Source organism: Dactylosporangium sp. CA-152071, assembly GCF_050936335.1.
Taxonomy (GTDB): Bacteria; Actinomycetota; Actinomycetes; order Mycobacteriales; family Micromonosporaceae; genus Dactylosporangium; species Dactylosporangium maewongense.
On sequence record NZ_JBNJMZ010000001.1, the window covers coordinates 6,595,692 to 6,612,094 of the forward strand.

Annotated in this window: 21 protein-coding genes, 1 tRNA gene and 1 pseudogene; 12 read left to right on the forward strand and 11 right to left on the reverse strand. The window is 72.0% G+C overall.

What is annotated here, in order from left to right; all coding sequences use genetic code 11:
• Positions 1-74: 74 nt before the first annotated feature.
• Both ACQEVZ_RS29670 and ACQEVZ_RS29675 read right to left on the reverse strand, forming a co-directional pair.
• Positions 75-1,229: pseudogene (locus ACQEVZ_RS29670) on the reverse strand (glycosyltransferase family 4 protein); the annotation flags it as partial.
• A 4-nt stretch (positions 1,230-1,233) separates the two neighbouring features.
• Positions 1,234-1,902, reverse strand: a complete 669-nt coding sequence (locus ACQEVZ_RS29675; RefSeq protein ID WP_433372448.1) for a sugar transferase — start codon at positions 1,900-1,902, stop codon at positions 1,234-1,236.
• A 204-nt stretch (positions 1,903-2,106) separates the two neighbouring features.
• On the opposite strand from ACQEVZ_RS29675, the gene ACQEVZ_RS29680 reads away from it, so the two are divergent.
• Positions 2,107-2,868, forward strand: coding sequence for a DUF899 domain-containing protein (locus ACQEVZ_RS29680; protein WP_433372451.1), 762 nt, complete (start codon positions 2,107-2,109; stop codon positions 2,866-2,868).
• 25 nt (positions 2,869-2,893) lie between these two features.
• On the opposite strand, the gene ACQEVZ_RS29685 is transcribed toward ACQEVZ_RS29680, so the two are convergent.
• Positions 2,894-3,268, reverse strand: coding sequence for a winged helix-turn-helix transcriptional regulator (locus ACQEVZ_RS29685; protein WP_344501382.1), 375 nt, complete (start codon positions 3,266-3,268; stop codon positions 2,894-2,896).
• 108 nt (positions 3,269-3,376) lie between these two features.
• Here ACQEVZ_RS29685 and ACQEVZ_RS29690 point away from each other — a divergent pair, with 108 nt between their 5' ends.
• Positions 3,377-3,733, forward strand: coding sequence for a DoxX family protein (locus ACQEVZ_RS29690; protein WP_344501383.1), 357 nt, complete (start codon positions 3,377-3,379; stop codon positions 3,731-3,733).
• Between the two features lie 80 nt (positions 3,734-3,813).
• Positions 3,814-4,410, forward strand: coding sequence for an HdeD family acid-resistance protein (locus ACQEVZ_RS29695; protein WP_433372456.1), 597 nt, complete (start codon positions 3,814-3,816; stop codon positions 4,408-4,410).
• Between the two features lie 57 nt (positions 4,411-4,467).
• Here the strand turns inward: ACQEVZ_RS29695 and ACQEVZ_RS29700 are convergent, their stop codons facing one another.
• The gene (locus tag ACQEVZ_RS29700) at positions 4,468-4,884 is read right to left on the reverse strand and encodes a hypothetical protein (protein ID WP_433372459.1); all 417 of its coding nucleotides are present in this window, start codon (positions 4,882-4,884) and stop codon (positions 4,468-4,470) included.
• Between the two features lie 78 nt (positions 4,885-4,962).
• A complete protein-coding gene (locus ACQEVZ_RS29705; protein ID WP_433372462.1) occupies positions 4,963-5,454 on the reverse strand; it encodes a hypothetical protein in 492 nt (163 codons plus the stop codon).
• A gap of 168 nt (positions 5,455-5,622) precedes the next feature.
• Here ACQEVZ_RS29705 and ACQEVZ_RS29710 point away from each other — a divergent pair, with 168 nt between their 5' ends.
• The 3 genes from ACQEVZ_RS29710 (at position 5,623) to ACQEVZ_RS29720 (ending at position 8,285) form a co-directional block, all read left to right on the forward strand.
• Positions 5,623-7,014, forward strand: a complete 1,392-nt coding sequence (locus ACQEVZ_RS29710; RefSeq protein ID WP_433372465.1) for a VWA domain-containing protein — start codon at positions 5,623-5,625, stop codon at positions 7,012-7,014.
• A gap of 72 nt (positions 7,015-7,086) precedes the next feature.
• Positions 7,087-7,638 carry a DM13 domain-containing protein gene (locus tag ACQEVZ_RS29715; RefSeq protein WP_344501388.1) on the forward strand — a complete coding sequence of 184 codons (552 nt, stop codon included), beginning with the start codon at positions 7,087-7,089 and terminating at the stop codon, positions 7,636-7,638.
• Positions 7,639-7,649: 11 nt separating this feature from the next.
• Positions 7,650-8,285, forward strand: coding sequence for a response regulator (locus ACQEVZ_RS29720; RefSeq protein WP_433372469.1), 636 nt, complete (start codon positions 7,650-7,652; stop codon positions 8,283-8,285).
• A gap of 18 nt (positions 8,286-8,303) precedes the next feature.
• Here the strand turns inward: ACQEVZ_RS29720 and ACQEVZ_RS29725 are convergent, their stop codons facing one another.
• Genes ACQEVZ_RS29725 through ACQEVZ_RS29740 form a run of 4 tightly spaced genes read right to left on the reverse strand, consistent with a single transcriptional unit; the run spans position 8,304 to position 12,251 of the window.
• Entirely contained in the window at positions 8,304-9,407 is a 1,104-nt protein-coding gene (locus ACQEVZ_RS29725; protein ID WP_433372472.1) for a hypothetical protein, read from the reverse strand.
• Positions 9,404-9,895 (reverse strand): SigE family RNA polymerase sigma factor, encoded by a 492-nt coding sequence (locus ACQEVZ_RS29730; protein ID WP_433377071.1) that lies wholly within the window; start codon positions 9,893-9,895, stop codon positions 9,404-9,406. The genes ACQEVZ_RS29725 and ACQEVZ_RS29730 overlap by 4 nt, the downstream gene beginning before the upstream one ends.
• On the reverse strand, positions 9,892-11,397 hold the full coding sequence (locus ACQEVZ_RS29735; RefSeq protein WP_433372475.1) for a hypothetical protein: 1,506 nt from the start codon (positions 11,395-11,397) through the stop codon (positions 9,892-9,894). Before ACQEVZ_RS29735 ends, ACQEVZ_RS29730 begins: the two co-directional genes overlap by 4 nt.
• A complete protein-coding gene (locus tag ACQEVZ_RS29740) occupies positions 11,394-12,251 on the reverse strand; it encodes an ABC transporter ATP-binding protein (RefSeq protein ID WP_433372478.1) in 858 nt (285 codons plus the stop codon). Before ACQEVZ_RS29740 ends, ACQEVZ_RS29735 begins: the two co-directional genes overlap by 4 nt.
• 116 nt (positions 12,252-12,367) lie before the next feature.
• Here ACQEVZ_RS29740 and ACQEVZ_RS29745 point away from each other — a divergent pair, with 116 nt between their 5' ends.
• Positions 12,368-12,811 (forward strand): hypothetical protein, encoded by a 444-nt coding sequence (locus ACQEVZ_RS29745; protein ID WP_433372481.1) that lies wholly within the window; start codon positions 12,368-12,370, stop codon positions 12,809-12,811.
• On the opposite strand, the gene ACQEVZ_RS29750 is transcribed toward ACQEVZ_RS29745, so the two are convergent.
• Complete coding sequence (locus ACQEVZ_RS29750; protein WP_433372484.1) at positions 12,795-13,895, reverse strand: sensor histidine kinase; 1,101 nt, start codon at positions 13,893-13,895, stop codon at positions 12,795-12,797. The two genes, ACQEVZ_RS29745 and ACQEVZ_RS29750, sit on opposite strands and share 17 nt — an antisense overlap.
• 33 nt (positions 13,896-13,928) lie before the next feature.
• Between ACQEVZ_RS29750 and ACQEVZ_RS29755 the strand changes: the two genes are divergently transcribed.
• A complete protein-coding gene (locus ACQEVZ_RS29755; protein ID WP_433372487.1) occupies positions 13,929-14,525 on the forward strand; it encodes a DUF6331 family protein in 597 nt (198 codons plus the stop codon).
• 2 nt (positions 14,526-14,527) lie between these two features.
• Here ACQEVZ_RS29755 and ACQEVZ_RS29760 read toward each other — a convergent pair.
• Positions 14,528-14,603, reverse strand: a tRNA-Arg gene (locus tag ACQEVZ_RS29760).
• 254 nt (positions 14,604-14,857) lie between these two features.
• On the opposite strand from ACQEVZ_RS29760, the gene ACQEVZ_RS29765 reads away from it, so the two are divergent.
• From ACQEVZ_RS29765 to ACQEVZ_RS29780, 4 genes are all read left to right on the forward strand, one after another.
• The gene (locus ACQEVZ_RS29765; RefSeq protein ID WP_433372490.1) at positions 14,858-15,229 is read left to right on the forward strand and encodes a type II toxin-antitoxin system RelE/ParE family toxin; all 372 of its coding nucleotides are present in this window, start codon (positions 14,858-14,860) and stop codon (positions 15,227-15,229) included.
• The gene (locus ACQEVZ_RS29770; protein ID WP_433372493.1) at positions 15,226-15,558 is read left to right on the forward strand and encodes a helix-turn-helix domain-containing protein; all 333 of its coding nucleotides are present in this window, start codon (positions 15,226-15,228) and stop codon (positions 15,556-15,558) included. Before ACQEVZ_RS29765 ends, ACQEVZ_RS29770 begins: the two co-directional genes overlap by 4 nt.
• 185 nt (positions 15,559-15,743) lie before the next feature.
• Positions 15,744-16,031, forward strand: a complete 288-nt coding sequence (locus ACQEVZ_RS29775; RefSeq protein ID WP_433372496.1) for an antitoxin VbhA family protein — start codon at positions 15,744-15,746, stop codon at positions 16,029-16,031.
• On the forward strand, positions 16,028-16,366 hold the full coding sequence (locus ACQEVZ_RS29780; protein ID WP_433372499.1) for a hypothetical protein: 339 nt from the start codon (positions 16,028-16,030) through the stop codon (positions 16,364-16,366). The genes ACQEVZ_RS29775 and ACQEVZ_RS29780 overlap by 4 nt, the downstream gene beginning before the upstream one ends.
• Positions 16,367-16,403: the final 37 nt, after the last annotated feature.

Sequence of the window (16,403 nt, forward strand, 5' to 3'; positions counted from 1 at the left end):
TGGGCGGGGATCCGGGTGGCAGTGGTGGGCGGAGGGGTGGGCAGGAGCCGGGACCAGACGGCGAGGTAGGCCTCGGCCTGGTGGTCCCAGGACAGGAAGGTCTCGAAGCGGTGGCGGCCGGCGGCGCTCATGGCCGCGCGGCGGGGCGGGTCGTCGAGCAGCGCGTCGAGGGCGGCGGCGAAGGCGGCCGGGGTGGCCGCGGGGACGTAGAGCGCCGCGCCGGCGGCGGTGCGGCGGGTCTCGGTGAGGTCGGCGGCGACGACCGGGACGCCGCGGGCCAGGTACTCGACGGTCTTGGCCATCGTGGACCGGTCGTTCATGCGGGTCGGGAGGTCGGGCTGGATGGCGACGGTCGCGGTGCGCAGGAGGGCGTCGACCTCGACGGCGTCGAGCCAGCCGGGGAGGTCGACGACGTCGGCCAGGCCGCGGTCCGCGGTGAGCTTCATGAGGGCCGGCCTGGACTCGCCGTCGCCGGCGATGACCATGCGCCAGCCGGTGCGGCCGCGGCGGCGGGTGAGCTCCTCGGCGGCGAGGACGGCGCCTTCGACGTTGTCCTGGGGGCCGAGCACGCCGAGATAGGCGATCCGGTGCCCGGCCGCGGGAGCGGGGGACGCCACGCCGACCTCGCGCGCCGACGGCCCGTTGCGCACGACGGTCACCTTGTGCGCGGGGACGCCGCGGCGCAGCGCGTTGGCGCGGAAGGACTCGTTGGTGGCGAAGACCGCGGTCGCGGTGCGCAGGGTGAGCCACTCGAAGAGGACGAGGACGCGGAACGCGAGCCCCCCGCCGTCCGAGCCGCTGCGGGTGGCCAGGATCTCGGGGCACAGGTCGTGGTGGTCGAAGACCCAGGGGCGGCGCAGCAGCCGGAACACCAGGGCGAGGGGCCAGTACACGTCGGGCGGGTTGCAGACCTGCACCGCGTGGGCGCGGCCGCGGAGGACCTCGCCGGCGAGGCGGACGGCGACGCAGAGGAAGGACCACACGAACTCGAGGGCGAAGGTGACGACGCCGGAGCCGGTGACCAGCAGCGGATACGGGCGCAGGCGCACGTCGCGGCTGCCCGGCAGGGTTCCGCGCGCGGCGCCGCGCGGGGCGATGATCGTCACGCCGTAGCCGCGCGACTCCAGCGACAGGCTCTCGCGGATGACGCGGCGGTCCCGCTCGGCGGGCAGGTTGGCCACGACGATCGCGATGTGCCGGACCCGCGGCCGGCGGGGAAGCCGAGGCATCCGGCTACCGGCTCGCCGAGCGGTCGAACACGACGATCGCCGTGCGGGCGAGGATGCGCAGGTCCAGCCAGAGCGACCGGTTGTCGGCGTAGTGGACGTCGAGCCGCAGCGCGCTGCGGAAGTCGAGCGTGCTGCGGCCGCTGACCTGCCACAGCCCTGTCATGCCGGGCCGCACGCTGAAGCGTCGCTCGACGTCGGCGGGGAAGAGCTCCGCCTCCCACGGGACGTAGGGGCGCGGGCCGACCAGCGACATCTCGCCGCGCACGACGTTCCACAGCTGCGGGAGCTCGTCGACGCTGTACTGGCGCAGCAGCCGCCCGACCGGGGTGACGCGGGGGTCGCGGGCGAACTTGTAGATGCCGGGCTCGCCGCCGGTGGGTGGCACCTCGGCGACGAGCTGCTCGCGCATGAGGCGGCGGTGCTCGGTGTCGTCGTTGCCGTCGTACATGGTGCGGAACTTGAACATCGTGAAGACCTGGCGGCGCAGGCCGACCCGGTCCTGCCGGAACAGGGCGGGCCCGGGGCTGGTCAGTGCGACCGCGGCGTAGGCCGCCAGCAGCAGCGGTGAGAAGAGCACGATGAGCGCGAGCGCCGCCACCGACTCCGCGAGCTGCCGCGCCGATCGCCTGGCGAGCACCTCCCCCTCGGGAACCGCGGCGAACTCAACCGTCAAGCTCGGTCACCCCCGTGACTGTGCAAGGCGTACGGATACATCGCGGTCAGTGAAAGTACGAGTGCACGCTGTCGTAGTCGGCGACCGGTTCGCAAGCCCGTGTCGCATTGCTTACACGAAAACTGACGCAACCTTCTGGTTGCGTTCAGTCCGAGATTGTGCAACCGTTGGGTTGCTACAGGAGACCGGAGTCAGGGGGAAGAGATGATCGACCACAAGGTCGGGACGCGCGAGGAGTGGCTGGCGGCGCGGCTGGAGCTGCTCGAGGCCGAGAAGGAGCTCACCCGGCGCGGCGACGCCGTGGCCCGGCAGCGGCAGGAGCTGCCGTGGGTGCGGATCGACAAGGAATACCGCTTCGACACCGAGGACGGGCCGGCGACCCTCGCCGACCTGTTCCGCGGCAGGTCGCAGCTGCTGATCTACCACTTCATGTTCGGGCCGGACTACACGGCGGGCTGCCCGTCGTGCTCCTCGATCGCGGACGGTTTCAACGGGTCCGTCGTCCACCTCGCGAACCACGACGTGACGCTGCACGCCGTGTCGCAGGCGCCGCTGGCGAAGCTGCTGGCCTACCGGGAGCGGATGGGCTGGACGTTCCCGTGGGCGTCGTCGGCCGGCAGCGACTTCAACTACGACTTCCGCGTGACGCACTCCGCCGAGGAGTGGCGGTCCGGCAGCGTGGAGTACAACTACCGGCAGATGGACGTCCGGCCGCCGGAGTCCGGGGAGATGCGCCCCGACGTGCTCGAGCTCGCCGGCGGGGTCGGCGTCGACTGGTCCACCTACCGGCAGCAGGGCCCGGGCCTGAGCGCGTTCGTGTGCGACGAGGACGGCGTCGTCCACCACACGTACTCCACCTACGAGCGCGGCGTGGACGCGATCTGGGGCATGTACCAGTGGCTCGACCGGGCGCCGCTGGGGCGCAACGAGACCGGCATCTGGTGGCGGCGCAAGGACGAGTACTGACCTTTTTCGTGGGCCGCCCGATCGCTCAGGACCGCGCCTCGTAGGCCGCCCGGCTCGCCTCGATGTGCGGGACGTGCTCCATTGCCCAGCCGGCGAGGGCGAGCGCGGGTCCGATGAGGCTCTTGCCGGTCGGGGTCAGCGTGTACTCGACGCGGGGCGGGACCTCGGCGTGCACCGTCCTGGCGACCAGGCCGTCGCGCTCCAGGTGGCGCAGCGTCAGGGTCAGCATCCGCTGGGAGATGCCCGGGATCTGCTGGTGCAGGTCGGTGAAGCGGAGCGTCCCCTGGTCGAGGGTGGCCACGATCAGCAGGGTCCACTTGTTGCAGATCTGGTCGAGGATCGCGCGGATCGTCCGGCCGCCGTCGCCCCGGATCATGCAGGTGTGCTCGTACTCGGACATGACCATCCCTTGTGCGTCACGCACACGCGTGTGCCTTTTGTAAGCCCCTCAATAGTGACGCACCATGTGGTCACTTACGACTGGTAACCATCCTGGTGAGGGGCGCACATGGAGATCGCGTACTGGATCGTCGGCGGGCTGCTCGCGGTGTTCTACCTGTACGCCGGCGGCAAGAAGATCACGCAGAGCCAGGAGCGGCTGCTGCCGATGATGGGCTGGGTCGACCGGGTCCCGATGCCGCTCGTCCGGACGATCGGCGTGCTGGAGGTCCTCGGCGCGGCGGGCCTGATCCTGCCGCGGCTGACCGGGATCGCGCCGTGGCTGGCCGTCGCGGCGGCGGCGGGTCTGGTGCTGATCCAGGTCGGCGGCATCGCGGTGCACCTGTCGCGCGGCGAGGCCCGGCTGATCGGGCTCAACATCGGTCTGCTCGTGGCCGCGGCGGCAGCCGTCTGGCTCGCCTTCTGACATCCCCACCCTCCGCGGGCGATGACGTGGCCCGTGCGCGGGTGAATCGTGGGGTGGAACGAACATGAGAAGGAGGGGACATGGCGACGTTCTCAGCGAGACACGGCGGTGCGGTTCAGAAGTCGTCGCAGGCGGCGGCGGTGCCGTTCCGGCAGACCCTGGTGCTCGGCGCGGCCACCGCGCTGTTCGGGCTCGTGGTGCTCGTCTGGCCCGGCGAGACCCTGCGGGTCCTCGGTGCGCTGGTCGGCATCTGGCTGCTCGTCGCGGGCGTGATGCGGCTCGCGGCGGCCCTGACCGACCATCAGGCGGTGGGGCGGCGACTGATGACCGGCGTGGTGGGCGCGGCGATGGTGGTGGTGGGCATCGCGTGCCTGCGCGACGTCATCGCCGGCGTGACGGCCCTCGCGCTGATCGTCGGGCTGGCCTGGCTGCTGACCGGGCTGTCGGAGATCGGCATCGGGCTGATGACGCACGGCAGGACGCGGGTGTGGCTCACGACCATGGGCGTGGCCTCGCTGGTCGTCGGGCTCGTGTTCGTCATGTGGCCGGGCGCCACGCTCACCGCGATGGTGTTGCTGGCCGGGATCAGCGCGCTGGTGATCGGGTGCGCGGAGATCGCGTGCGCCTTCGTCATGCGCCGTGACGCCGCCGCGGTCCGGCCGGTGGCCCACCCGTAAACAGCATGCACGTGCCGAGCAAGGCGGCCGCTCTCCTGTGGGGGAGCGGCCGCCGCGCTATTTCGACTCTGACTTGCGGGTGTGTGACCGGCTCGGCGTCTTCGCGGGCGTCCGCGCGTCGCCGGCCGGCTCGTCCTCCGCGTTGCCCTGCAGGACCTTCATGATCCTGGGGGCGAGCGCCTCCGCCAGGGCGGGTGCGAGCGCGTCGGCGAGCACCCCGGCGAGGGCCTCGGCTATGAGCAGCCGCTCCAGCGTCGAACCGCCCCGTGCCATGCCGCCGCCCTGTGCCATGCCGGCCCGGAGACTCTCCAGCAGGCCTCCCGGAATCGGGCCGCGGCCCCGGGCCCGGCCGGGGACCTTCGTGATCTGTCCCTGGTCGGCGCTGTCGAGAATCTCCAGGATCAGTTCGTCGATGAGCGCCTCGACCTGCTGTGGCTGGTCGGGATCGTGTGGTGTCGACGATTCAGCCGCCACGATGGTGCCTCCCTTGAAATCGGCGAATGTCCCGCCCCCGGCCGCGGTACGGCCGGGGACGGGACCGGGATGATCGGGTCAGTTGCGCGCCATCAGCGCGGCGAGCAGGAGTGGGTGCTCGACGATGTTCTTGCCCCGCCGCTTCCGCGAGGCGAGCGCGGCGAGCAGCAGCGGGTGCTCGATGATGCTGCCTTCGCTCTCCTCGCCGCGGCGTCGGGCGAGCATCGCGAGCAGCAGCGGGTGTTCGATCATGCTGCTCTCGCTCTCCTCGCCGCGGCGTCGGGCGAGCATCGCGAGCAGCAGCGGGTGTTCGATCATGCTGCTCTCGCCCTCCTCGCCGCGGCGTCGGGCGAGCGCGGCGAGCAGCAGCGGGTGTTCGATCATGCTGCCCTCGCCCTCCTCGCCGCGACGCCGAGCGAGCGCCGCGAGGAGGAGCGGGTGCTCGAAGATGCCTTCACCGCGCTCCTCGCGGCGGGACATGAGCGCGGCCAGCAGCAGCGGGTGCAGCGGGCCTTCCTCTTCGCGCTCGCTGGTCTCGGTGCGGCCACGCTCGGCAGTGGAACTGGTCATGGGTACTCCCTGATCAGCGATCCGTCGTCACGGGCCATGGCGTCGGCCCGTGCGCTTACGGGTTCCAGCATTCCGGCGGTGCGCGAGCACGCACCCCACCCGAGCGGCATGACAGTTCGTCCGGTCAGGCCGGACTGGGGCTGGCCTCGTTGTGGTGCAATCATCGGCGTGACCGTTGCGATCCTGGCCCGAGGGCAGAACACGGCGTTGCCGGTGGCGGCGTCGTACACCGTGGAAGTGAGCCACTCGGCGGGACCCGAGGTCGACCTGGTCGCGTTTCTGCTCGACGAGTCCGGCCGGGCCCCCGGCGACGAAGCGATGGTCTTCTACAACCAGCCCGGCGGGGCGGGGGCGCGGTGGCTGCCGCCGCAGACCGTCGCCGGCGTCACCCGGCACCAACTCCAGGTCACCCCGGGCGGCTGGTCGGGCTCCACGGTCCGGGTCAGGATCGGCCTGACCGTCGCCGGTGGCACCTTCGCCGCGGTGCCGGGGCTGCGCGCCTCGGTGCACGGTCCGGACGGCGAGCTGTACGGCCTCGACCTCGGCACCCCAGACGTCCAGGACGCCCTCATCGTCGGCGACGTCTACCGCCACCGCGACGCGATCAAGGTCCGCTGCGTCGGCGACGGCTTCACCGACGGCCTGCGCGGCCTGGTCACCGACGCCGGCCTGACGGTCGACGAGGAGCCCGCGCCCCCGGCTTTCGCGCCCCCACCGTCCTCGGCCGCTCCGGCCGCGGCTCCGGTTGGTTTCGCGCCGCCACCGCCTGCTCCGGCCGCGGCTCCGGTTGGTTTCGCGCCGCCGCCACCGTCGGCGGGCCCGTCGCCTGCGGCGCCGGCCGTCGGCCTCACGAAGGCCAAGCAGATCAGCCTCGCCAAGCCCGCGCCCGGCGCGTCGAACGTCGACCTGCGCAAGTACGCCGTCGCCGTCTCCCTCGTCAAGAGCGGCCTCGACGGGCGCACGTTCCGCGTGGTGCTGGCCATCGACTGCAGCGGCTCCACGAAGAAGCTCTTCCGCAGCGGCGTCATGCAGCGCTCCCTGGAGCGGATGGTCGTGATCGCCGACCTCCTCGACGACAACGGCGAGATGGAGGTGTGGTTCTTCGGCGACTTCCCGGTCCGCTCCGCCCCGGTCCGCGTCGCCGACGCCCACGACTACCTCGACCGCCTGGCCGCCGACAAGAAGCGCGCCGAGGGCGGCAACTTCGAGCCCCGCGTCATGAAGGAGATCCTGGACTGGACCGCCGCCGAGCCGTCACCCCACCCGACGCTCGTGCTGTTCTGGTCCGACGGAGGAGTCCACGCGGAGAAGCAGATCACCGAGTTGCTGGTCCGTTCGAGCGACCGCCCCGTGTACTGGATGTTCCTCGGCCTCGGCGTGGCCGACTACGGCGTCCTCGCCCGCCTCGACAACGTCCGCGGCGGCCTGGTCGACAACGCGGGCTTCATCCCGATCGACGACATCGACCAGTTCTCCGACGACGACCTGTACGGCCAGATCTTCGGCTTCGTCAGCCGCTGGCACACCGCCGCCGCGGCGGCCCGCATCCTGCCCTCATGAGGCGAACCGTAAGCACCCGGTAAGCACGCGGAGGCTGGCCGCGCGGAACGGGTGGCCGGTTCACTGAAGCGCATGAGATGGAAGCTGGCCGTCCCGGCCGTCGTCCTCGTCGCCGTGCTGGGGTTCGGCCTGTACTGGTTCGCGCCGTGGCGCCTGTTCACCGACACCACCGTCCACGAGGCCCTGACGGCGCCGACCGGGCCGACCGCGACGGGCCAGGCGCAGGGCGGCGCCGTCGCGACGCAGAGCGGCACCGCGGCGCCGGTCGTCGTGGCGCCGGTCGTCGTGGCCAGCGGCACGTTCGTCACGCACGAGCACGAGACGTCGGGGACGGCGCGGCTGGTCCGGGCGGCCGACGGCACCCACCGGCTGGAGATCGCCGGGCTGAGCACCTCCGACGGGCCGGACCTGCGCGTCTGGCTCACCGACCAGCCGGTCGTCGCGGGCAAGGCCGGCTGGTCGGTCTTCGACGACGGCAGGTACGTCGAGCTGGGCAGGCTGAAGGGCAACAAGGGCGACCAGGCCTACGCGATCCCCGCCGGCACCGACCTCGCGAGCCTGCGCTCCGTGACGATCTGGTGCAAGCGCTTCTCCGTGTCGTTCGGGGCGGCGCAGCTCGCCTAGGCTGCTCAGTTGTGACGATCCGGGTGCTCATCGCCGACGACCAGCCGATGGTCCGCGACGGGCTGCGGCGGATCCTCGGCGCCGAGCCCGACCTGGACGTGGTCGCGGAGGCGGCCGACGGGGTGGAGGCGCTGCGGCTGGCCCGCGAGCTCGCCCCCGACGTGGCGCTGCTCGACATCCGGATGCCACGGATGGACGGGCTGACCGTCACCCGGCACCTCGCCGGCGGCCCGACCCGGGTCGTCGTGGTGACCACGTTCGACCTCGACGAGTACGTGTACCCGGCGCTGCGCGACGGCGCGTCCGGCTTCCTGCTGAAGCGGTCCGGCCCGGCGCTGCTGGTCGAGGCGGTCCGCGCCGCGTACGCCGGGGACAGCCTGATCAGCCCGTCGATCACGGTGCGGCTGCTGAAGCACGTCACGGGACCCCGCCCGGCCCGGCCCGCGCCGGTCGAGGCGCTGACCGAACGGGAGCTGGAGGTGGCCGCCCACGTCGGGGCGGGCCGGACCAACGCGGAGATCGGTGCCGAGCTGTTCATCTCCGCCGGCACGGTGAAGACCCACGTCGCCGCCATCCAGCGCAAGCTCGGCGTCCGCAACCGCGTCGGCATCGCCGTCTGGGCCTGGGACACCGGCACCGTGGCGTGACAGGCCCGCGCCGGCGCGTCAGGTGACGAGCCGGTCGGCCCAGGTGGACGGGTCGAAGGGGGCGCGGGCCACCCGGATGCCCTCGGCGATCGTCAGGAGCGCCGGGCTCGTGTACGTGCCGGTGCCGGCGATGTGGATCCGCAGGTCATCGACGTCGGGGAACTCGACGGAAGGGCGGAACCGGTCGTCGGTGAAGACGGCCGCGGGGCGGCCGCCGATGGTCAGGGTGGGTGCGGCCGAGGTGGCCGACAGGCCGACGCGCATCATCGAGATCTCGGCGCGGTCGACGGTGTTCTCGCCGGCCCAGAGGGTGGCGAAGAGCAGGCGGCCGGGGAGGTCTTTGCCGGCGAGGGTGGTCTCGCAGCCGAGCAGTCCGGCGCCGGCCGGGAGGGCGGTGAGCTGGACGGGCGCGGCGCAGCGCAGCGTGACGTCCAGGCGGACGCGGGCCTTGATGCGCGCGGCGTCGGCGGTGGCGGCGTCCTCGGCGAAGAGCTGCGCCCACACGCCGGGGACCGGCTGCCAGCGCTGGTAGTAGAAGCGCTGCATGGGGCCGGAGGTGAAGACGAAGAGGCCGTCGCCCCGGTCGGTGGCGGTCGGCAGGTGGCCGGCCGGGTCGCGGTTCTCGTCCTCCAGGAGCCGGTCGAGGAGGGCGGTCGTCTTCGCCAGGGACACCTTGTAGGTCGCGCCGTCCCGGGCGAACTCGATCGTCTCGGCACCGCCGGTCGAGCGCCACGTGGTGTACGGGGACACCACGCTCCACTCGTCGACGGTGAAGTGCAGCAGGGTCGGGTCGGTGCCGATCCTCGACGGGTCGGCGGGCACCGCGACCGCGGGCAGGCCGGGGACGGACCAGCCGCCCGGCGGCGGGAACCTGGTCCAGTCGACGCCGACGCTCTGGGACGCCTGCGCGGCCGGGCCGGGCACGCCCGGGGACCGCGAGACGGTGACCGCGCCGGCGGCGGCGACGACCGCCACGAGCGCGACGCCGCGCACCGCATAGGCGCGGGCCCGCAAGCGGCGGCCCCGGCGGGCGGCGGCGTCGGCGAGGGCGGACGTGTCGACGACGTCGCCGTCGTGGGCGCCGAACGTGGCCGCCAGGTCCTGCTCGAGCTGGGTGCTCATGAGACGCTCCGGGAGGAAGAGGGCTGGTGACGGGCGCGCAAGGTGGTGAGGGCGCGCATCGCGGTGGTCCGGACGGTGACAGCCGAGCAGCCGAGGATCTCCGCGATCGCGACGTCGTCGAGGTCCTCGTAGTAGCGCAGGACCAGGACCGCCCGCTGGCGCACCGGCAGGGCGAGGACCATCCGCCACAGGGCGTCCCGCTCGGCCACCGCCACCCCGATGTCAGGGGCGGCGGTGGGCGACGCGACCAGGGCGACGGTGACCTCGCCGCTGGAGCGACGGCGCCACCAGGAGGTGTTGGCGTTGACCAGCATCCGGCGGACGTAGACGTCGGGGCGCTCCGCCGCCGACACCCGCCGCCACTGCACGAACGCCTTGGCCAGGACCTCCTGGACCAGGTCGTCGGCCCGGTGCTCGTCGCCGGTCAGCAACCGGGCGAAGCGCACCAGGGCCGCGCCCCTGCTGTGCACGAACTCCTCGAACGTCACCCCCAACAGACGCTTCCACGGCCGCCGAATGTTCTGACGGTCCGGAAGAAGAACACGATTCCCAGCAGCGCCAGCGCCGAGGCCGCGACCAGAGCCGGCGGCGGGCCGCCCGAGGGCAGGGCACCCATGAAGTCCACCGCCGCGACGTCGTTGATCAGCATGTACCAGAGGATCGTGTAGACCGCCTGGAAGGTGCGTGCGGCGCCGGTGAGGGTGCCGAGGGCCAGGGCGAGCGCCGGGATGAACAGCGCGCCGGCCGTCCACGCCGCGAGGCCCGCCAGGTCCGCCTCGACGGCCATCCGGATCGCCGGTGGCGCGGCGGTGCCGGCCGTCAGCAGTACACCCGCGGCGAACTCGGCGAGAAGGCGCCGGCGCGGACCGGGATACGCCGCGAGGATCGCCCCCGCCTCGCGCCGGGTGCCCAGCCGCGACCACAGGATCACCGGCCAGATCCACACGACGGCGAGCACGGAGCCGGGATCGACCGGGGAGGCGAGCCCCAGCAGGGCCAGCAGCACCGCACCGGTCCACCACCACCATGGCGTGCCCCGTAGCAGGACGCGGAGCTCGGCGAACGGCAGCCGCACCGCGGACCCGGTCACCACGGCCGGCGTCTGCGGGAGTCCCTTGTAGACGGTCCTCGGCTCGCCGGCGGAGACCGCCGTGGCGGGGCCACGGGCCGCGATGTCGAAGCGGTGGAACCACAGCGCCGGCAGCAGGGCCACGGCCACCGCGAGCAGGGTCAGCGCGACCCGGCCGGCCACGAACGGCGGATCCAGCGGCAGGCCCGGCCAGTCGAACGTCCGAAGTGGAGCGTCCACGTACATCAGACCCAGGCCGAACGAGTCGGACGTCGCCGGCATCGTGCCCGCCAGCTGCGATACACCGATCCCGCCGAGCGGCGCCGACGCGGACTGGCCGCCGATGGCGCCGACCATCCACACGAAGCACCACAGGATGTTGCCGAAGCCGGAGCGCAGCACTGGCGTCGCGTCCCACAGCAGCGCCGCGGCGGCCGTCACGGCCAGCATCGGCAGCGCCAGGAACACGAACGGCGTGAGCAGCCCCACGAGGTCGACGGTCCGCGACTCGCCGCGCAGGAGCTGGAGCGCGAGCGCGGTGACGGCGAGCGTCGCCGCCATCGAGCCGAGCACCAGCAGGTTGCTGGCGAACTTACCGGCCAGGTACACCGGCGTGCGCAGCGGCGACGCCGCGAGCAGCTGGCCGACCCCGGTGCGGACGTCGCGGGCGACGGCGTCGCGGACCAGGTAGAACCCGACGAACGTGAGCCACAACGCGCTGGTCAGGGCGGTCACCAGGCCGACATAGGCGCTGGTGTAGGTGCCGCGGAAGCCGCCGGCGTCGAGCACCACCCAGCGGGCGTCGGTCGGCGGCACCGCCAGCCAGCCCAGGCCGACCGCCGAGATCAGCATCACGAGGTACGCGGGGCGGCGCACCCGCTCGCGGAAGTCGGCGACCGCGAGCCCGATGACGGCGGTCACCGGGTCACCGCCAGGTAGGCGTCGGAGAGGTCCGGCGCGACGGGGGTGGCGTCCGGGGCGGGGCGCTGCGTGGCGAGCACCCGGACCCTGACGTGGCCGCCGGTGCGGATCTGCCTGGTCACCGGCATGCGCTGCTGGACGCCCGGCAGGTCGGCGGGGGCGACCGGCAGCTCCCACACGTGCCCCGCGACGCTGCGCACCAGGTCGCCGGGGTCGCCGTCGAAACGGATCCGGCCGGCGGCCACGACGACGATCCTGGTCGCGACCGACTCGACGTCGGAGACGATGTGGGTGGACAGCAGCACGGACCGGTCCGCGGACAGGTCGCTCAGCAGGTTGCGGAAGCGCACCCGCTCCTCGGGGTCGAGGCCCGCGGTCGGCTCGTCGACGACGATGACCCGCGGGTCGGCGAGCAGCGCCTGCGCGATGCCGACCCGGCGCAGCATGCCGCCGGAGTAGCCGCCGAGGGGGCGCTTCGCGGCGTGGGCGAGGTTGACGAGGTCGAGCAGCTCGCCGACGCGGGCGCGGGCGGAGCGGTGCGAGAGGCCGCGGACCGCCGCCAGGTAGGTGAGGAACTCATGGCCGGTCAGGTGCGGGTACACGCCGAAGTCCTGCGGCAGGTAGCCGAGCGCTCTTCGCAGCGGGGCGGGCCTGGCGACCGCGTCGGCGCCGTCGAAGCGGACCTGCCCCCGGGTCGGCCGGGTGACCGTCGCCGCGATGCGCAGCAGGGACGACTTGCCCGCGCCGTTCGGCCCCAGCAGCCCCACCAGGCCGGGCCCGAGCCGCAGCGTCAGGCCGTCGACCGCGCGCTTCTGCCCCTTGTAGACCTTGGTGATGTCGATCAGCTCAAGCATGGGTCCAGCCTCGCGGTCGCACGTGGTGGGCACATCTGCCGAACGGGAGAGACGGCGCCCCCCATTTGGGGGTGGGATGTCGTAGCCTGTTGCCGCTTCCACGGGAGGAATGAACCATGGCCATCTCGGCTCAGCAGCAACAACAGGCCGCGCAGCTCACCCCCTGCCGGTTCTGCAACAACGTCCCGACCGCGCAGACCAAGTTCCGCGGGCACCGGGGCCTGATCATCATGATGCAGTTCCGTCACGTCGACGGGCCGTTCTGCCGCGACTGCGGCATGGCCACGTTCCGCGAGATGACGTCGAAGACCCTCATCCAGGGTTGGTACGGCTACGGCTCGTTCTTCATCACGCCGTTCGTCGTGCTCTGGAACATCATCAACCGGCGCAAGGTCGCGAACCTCGCGCCGCCGCAGCCCTCGCCGTACGGCGGCGCCCGCCAGCCGATGAACCCGGGCAAGCGGCTGCTCGCCCGGCCGATCAGCATCATCGGGCTGCTCATGCCGTTCATGCTGGTCTTCGCCGCCATCCTGCTCATCACACTCACCAGCGACGCGTGACCTGACCGGCTGGCAGGTGACAGGTCACCTGCCAGCCGTCGCCCCGCGGCCCCGCGTGCAGCTCGCCGCCGAGCGCCTCGACCCGCTCCCGCAGGCCGGCGAGCCCGCTCCCGCCACAGTCCCTCACCGCCGTCGATCCGCTGCGGTCGTTGACGATCACCAGCCCGACCCGGCCGTCCGCGACGCTCACGGTCACCGTCACCTCGGTCGCGGCCGGGGCGTGCCGGCGGACGTTGGTCAGCGCCTCGATCACCACGTGATAGGCCGCCTTCGAGGCCTCGGCCGACATCGCCGGGATTTCCGTCATGTACAGGTGTGCCTCGGCGGGACCGGTCGCACCGAAGCGCTCCACCACCTCCGGCAGGTCCCTGACGCCCAGGACGCGCTGCGACGCGGGCCCCCGCAGCGCGTTGACCATCCGGTCCATCCCGTCCAGGGCGCGCAGGCCGGCCGCCTCGATCTCCGGCAGGCCCGCCGCCTGCGCCGCGATCACGATCCCGGTGACCTCGTGCGCGACCAGGTCGTGCAGGTCCCTGGCCAGGTCGAGCCGGTGCGCGCGGCGGGCCCGCTCCTCCGCCTCGCGCCTGCGGTGGTCGCCGAGCCGCAGGTACAGCCCGGCGCCGGCCACGCACACCGTCGCCCCGAACGCGCCGCTCACCAGCAGCACCGACGCCTCGACCCGGTCGCCCGGCACGTGCAGCGACATCCGCAACGGCAGCGCCGTCATCGCCACCCCGACGGCGACCGCGGCGGGCGCGGGCGCCCGCCGGGCGAGCACCACCAGCAGGACCCCCAGCCCCACGAACTCGAACGGCGCCCACAACGCCGCCGGCTCCGGCGCCCCCCGGTACACCACGTCGGCGAGCACCGACCCTGCGGCGACAGCCATCGCGGGCCGCGGCGCCCGGGCGAGCGCCGCGACAGCGACGACGGCGAGCGCGGCCGCCCCGGCCACTACCCCCGCGCCCCCGGTCCGCGGCAGCGCGCACAACCAGAGCGCCCCGACCGGCAGCACCAACAGGACCAGCAGGAGCACCTTCGCCCGTTGTCCGGGCCCGGCCCACCCCTCCCGCTGCCGGCCCATAGCAAGCGAGAATAGTGCTTCGCGCGAGGCGTGATGCCGTACTTCATCGTGCTGCTGCTGACGCCGATCTGCGTGGCGATCGCACTCCACCGCCGCTTCCCGGACGGCCCCACCGAGGACGCGCCGCTGCGCCTCCTGCGCTGGACGGCCGGTCTGGTCTCCCCGCAGCGGGCCGAGTTCGGCGAGCTCGCCCACCTCGACGGTCGCTGGGCCCGGCTGCGCTTCGCGCTCGGCCGCACCGGCGCCGCCGCGTGCTGCGGGATCGACGCCACCTCCACCGACCCCGCCCTCGTCGAGGCGTGGTGCCGTCAGGCGGGGGAGCGCGCGGTGACCGAGGCCCGGCTGCAGCTCGCCGAGCTGATCGAGCTGGTCGAGGACCGCACGCACCGCGTCACGTCGACCTTCCTGAACTGCCACACACCCAACGAAGCCGCCCGGCGCGAGCTGCTGGACTTCCTGGCGCCGCCTTCGACACGGGACTGGCGGCCTGCGACACACCATGAACCTCAGCGCAGCTCCTCCGCCAGGCCGCCGCACCAGCTCAACGAAGAGGTGGCGGCGCACCTCGACAAGGTGGCCAGGAAGGCTAGTGGCACGCGAGATCAGGAAGAACGTGCCATAAGCCTGTGACCTGGTGCCCCCGGCAGGATTCGAACCTGCGACACACGGTTTAGGAAACCGTTGCTCTATCCCCTGAGCTACGAGGGCGCGGTGCACAGTGTACCGACGCCCACGCTGACCTGCGTCGCCATATCCCACCCCGGCGTGGCGCCGGTGCGTTCGGGCTGGTGGGACCGGCGCTCGATCACACAATCGGCGTTTGCGATGGGTGGGTCCGGCCGGTATGCCCGGTTGGCTCGCCGTGACCCTGGGTGGTTCGCTTCGCCGAGCACTCGTCGAGATCCTGCGGCGGGCCGGGCGGGTCCTTGGAACTGAATATAAGCCCGGCTTATACTCGGAGGATGTGGGATGTCAGGCTGCATCCGGACGTCGAGGCGTGGTTCTTGGAGCTGTGTCGTGTCGCCCCGATCACTGCTGACCTGGTCGCCGAGGCGATCGACGTTCTTACTGAGCAAGGGCCAGCGCTCGGTCGGCCACTGGTCGATCGGCTCAAGGGCAGTCTGTACCAGAACATGAAGGAGCTGCGGCCGGGTTCAGCCGGCCGCTCCGAGGTTAGGATGATCTTCGCGTTCGATCCGGCGCGCGAGGCGATCTTTCTGGTGGCCGGGGACAAGTCCGGGCAGTGGCAGACGTGGTATCGCAATGCGATCCCGCTTGCGGACACTCGGTACGCCGACCATCTCGCGGCGCTGAAAGAGGAGGGTCAGTCGTGACCGAGGCTTCGAACTGGCAGGACGTGAAGGCAAAGGCTCGCGCCGCTGATCCGACCTGGGACAGCGCCGAGCGGGTTGCTCGCCGCCAGCAGATGCGAGAGCAGATGCTGGCCTCAGTCAGCGGTGCTCAACTGGCTGAGATCCGCAAGCAGCTTGGCGTGACGCAGGTTCAACTGGCTGAAGCGACCGGGCTGACGCAGGCGCGCATCAGCCAGATCGAGAACGGCGACGCCGTCGGCCTGGAGACACTGCGGGCCTACGTGGTCGGGCTCGGTGGCCAACTCGACATCGTCGCCCGCATCGGCAACATCCAGCTCAACGTGGCCTGACTGGGCGGCCTTCCAACTGGCAGTAACCGATGCGCATGGCGGCCGACCAGCCCCGTGCGGCAGCACCTGCTCGCCGCCTCATTGTTAGTCCGTCGGCTGCTGTCCGGGTGGCAGAAGGCGACGTTTTCGTAGTCGAGGACATCTGCGAGAGCTGGACGGAGTTGGCGTGCAAGGAAGGAGGATTCATGACCGAGTTCCACGACTGGGAGGATATTCGCGCAGACCTCGACGACGGAGACAGCGAAGCGTTGGCCGCGGAACGGGCACGGACCGAAGCATGGATCAGCGCTGTCGAGGGCTTCGACGAGCTGACCGCCGAACGGAATCAGTCCGTTGCGCAAGCCGCCGCCTCCGTGCGAGCTGAAGGGCTCACGATCAGCTCAGACGCTGAGGCGATCATGGAGCGCTGGGCTCGCGGTGAACTCAGGACGACCCAGATGCGAGAGTTGGTTCGGCAGCTCCACACCACATGACCGTCGACCCATACAGCGACCCGGCCTCCGGGGTGCTCCGCAATCGGTTCGGTATCACCGACCCGGACCGTCTCCGCGTTGTGGAGGCCGACCTGACCGCAGCAGCGTTGGCGGACCTCGGCACCCGGATCCTGCCCGGCGGCTACGATCTCATCCACCTGCGCCTGTTCCACGCAGAGATCTTCGGTGATCTGTACCCGTGGGCGGGTGAGATTCGAACTGTGGGCATCGCCAAGAGCGATCCCTTCTGCCTGCCGCAGATGCTGGCCTGGGTAAGCGGCGCTCAACTGATTGACATTCGCCAGCGGCTCGGCGTGACGCGAGCAGACGGTTGATGCTTTTTCACCCGTGGGCGAGTCCTATTGCTGCCGC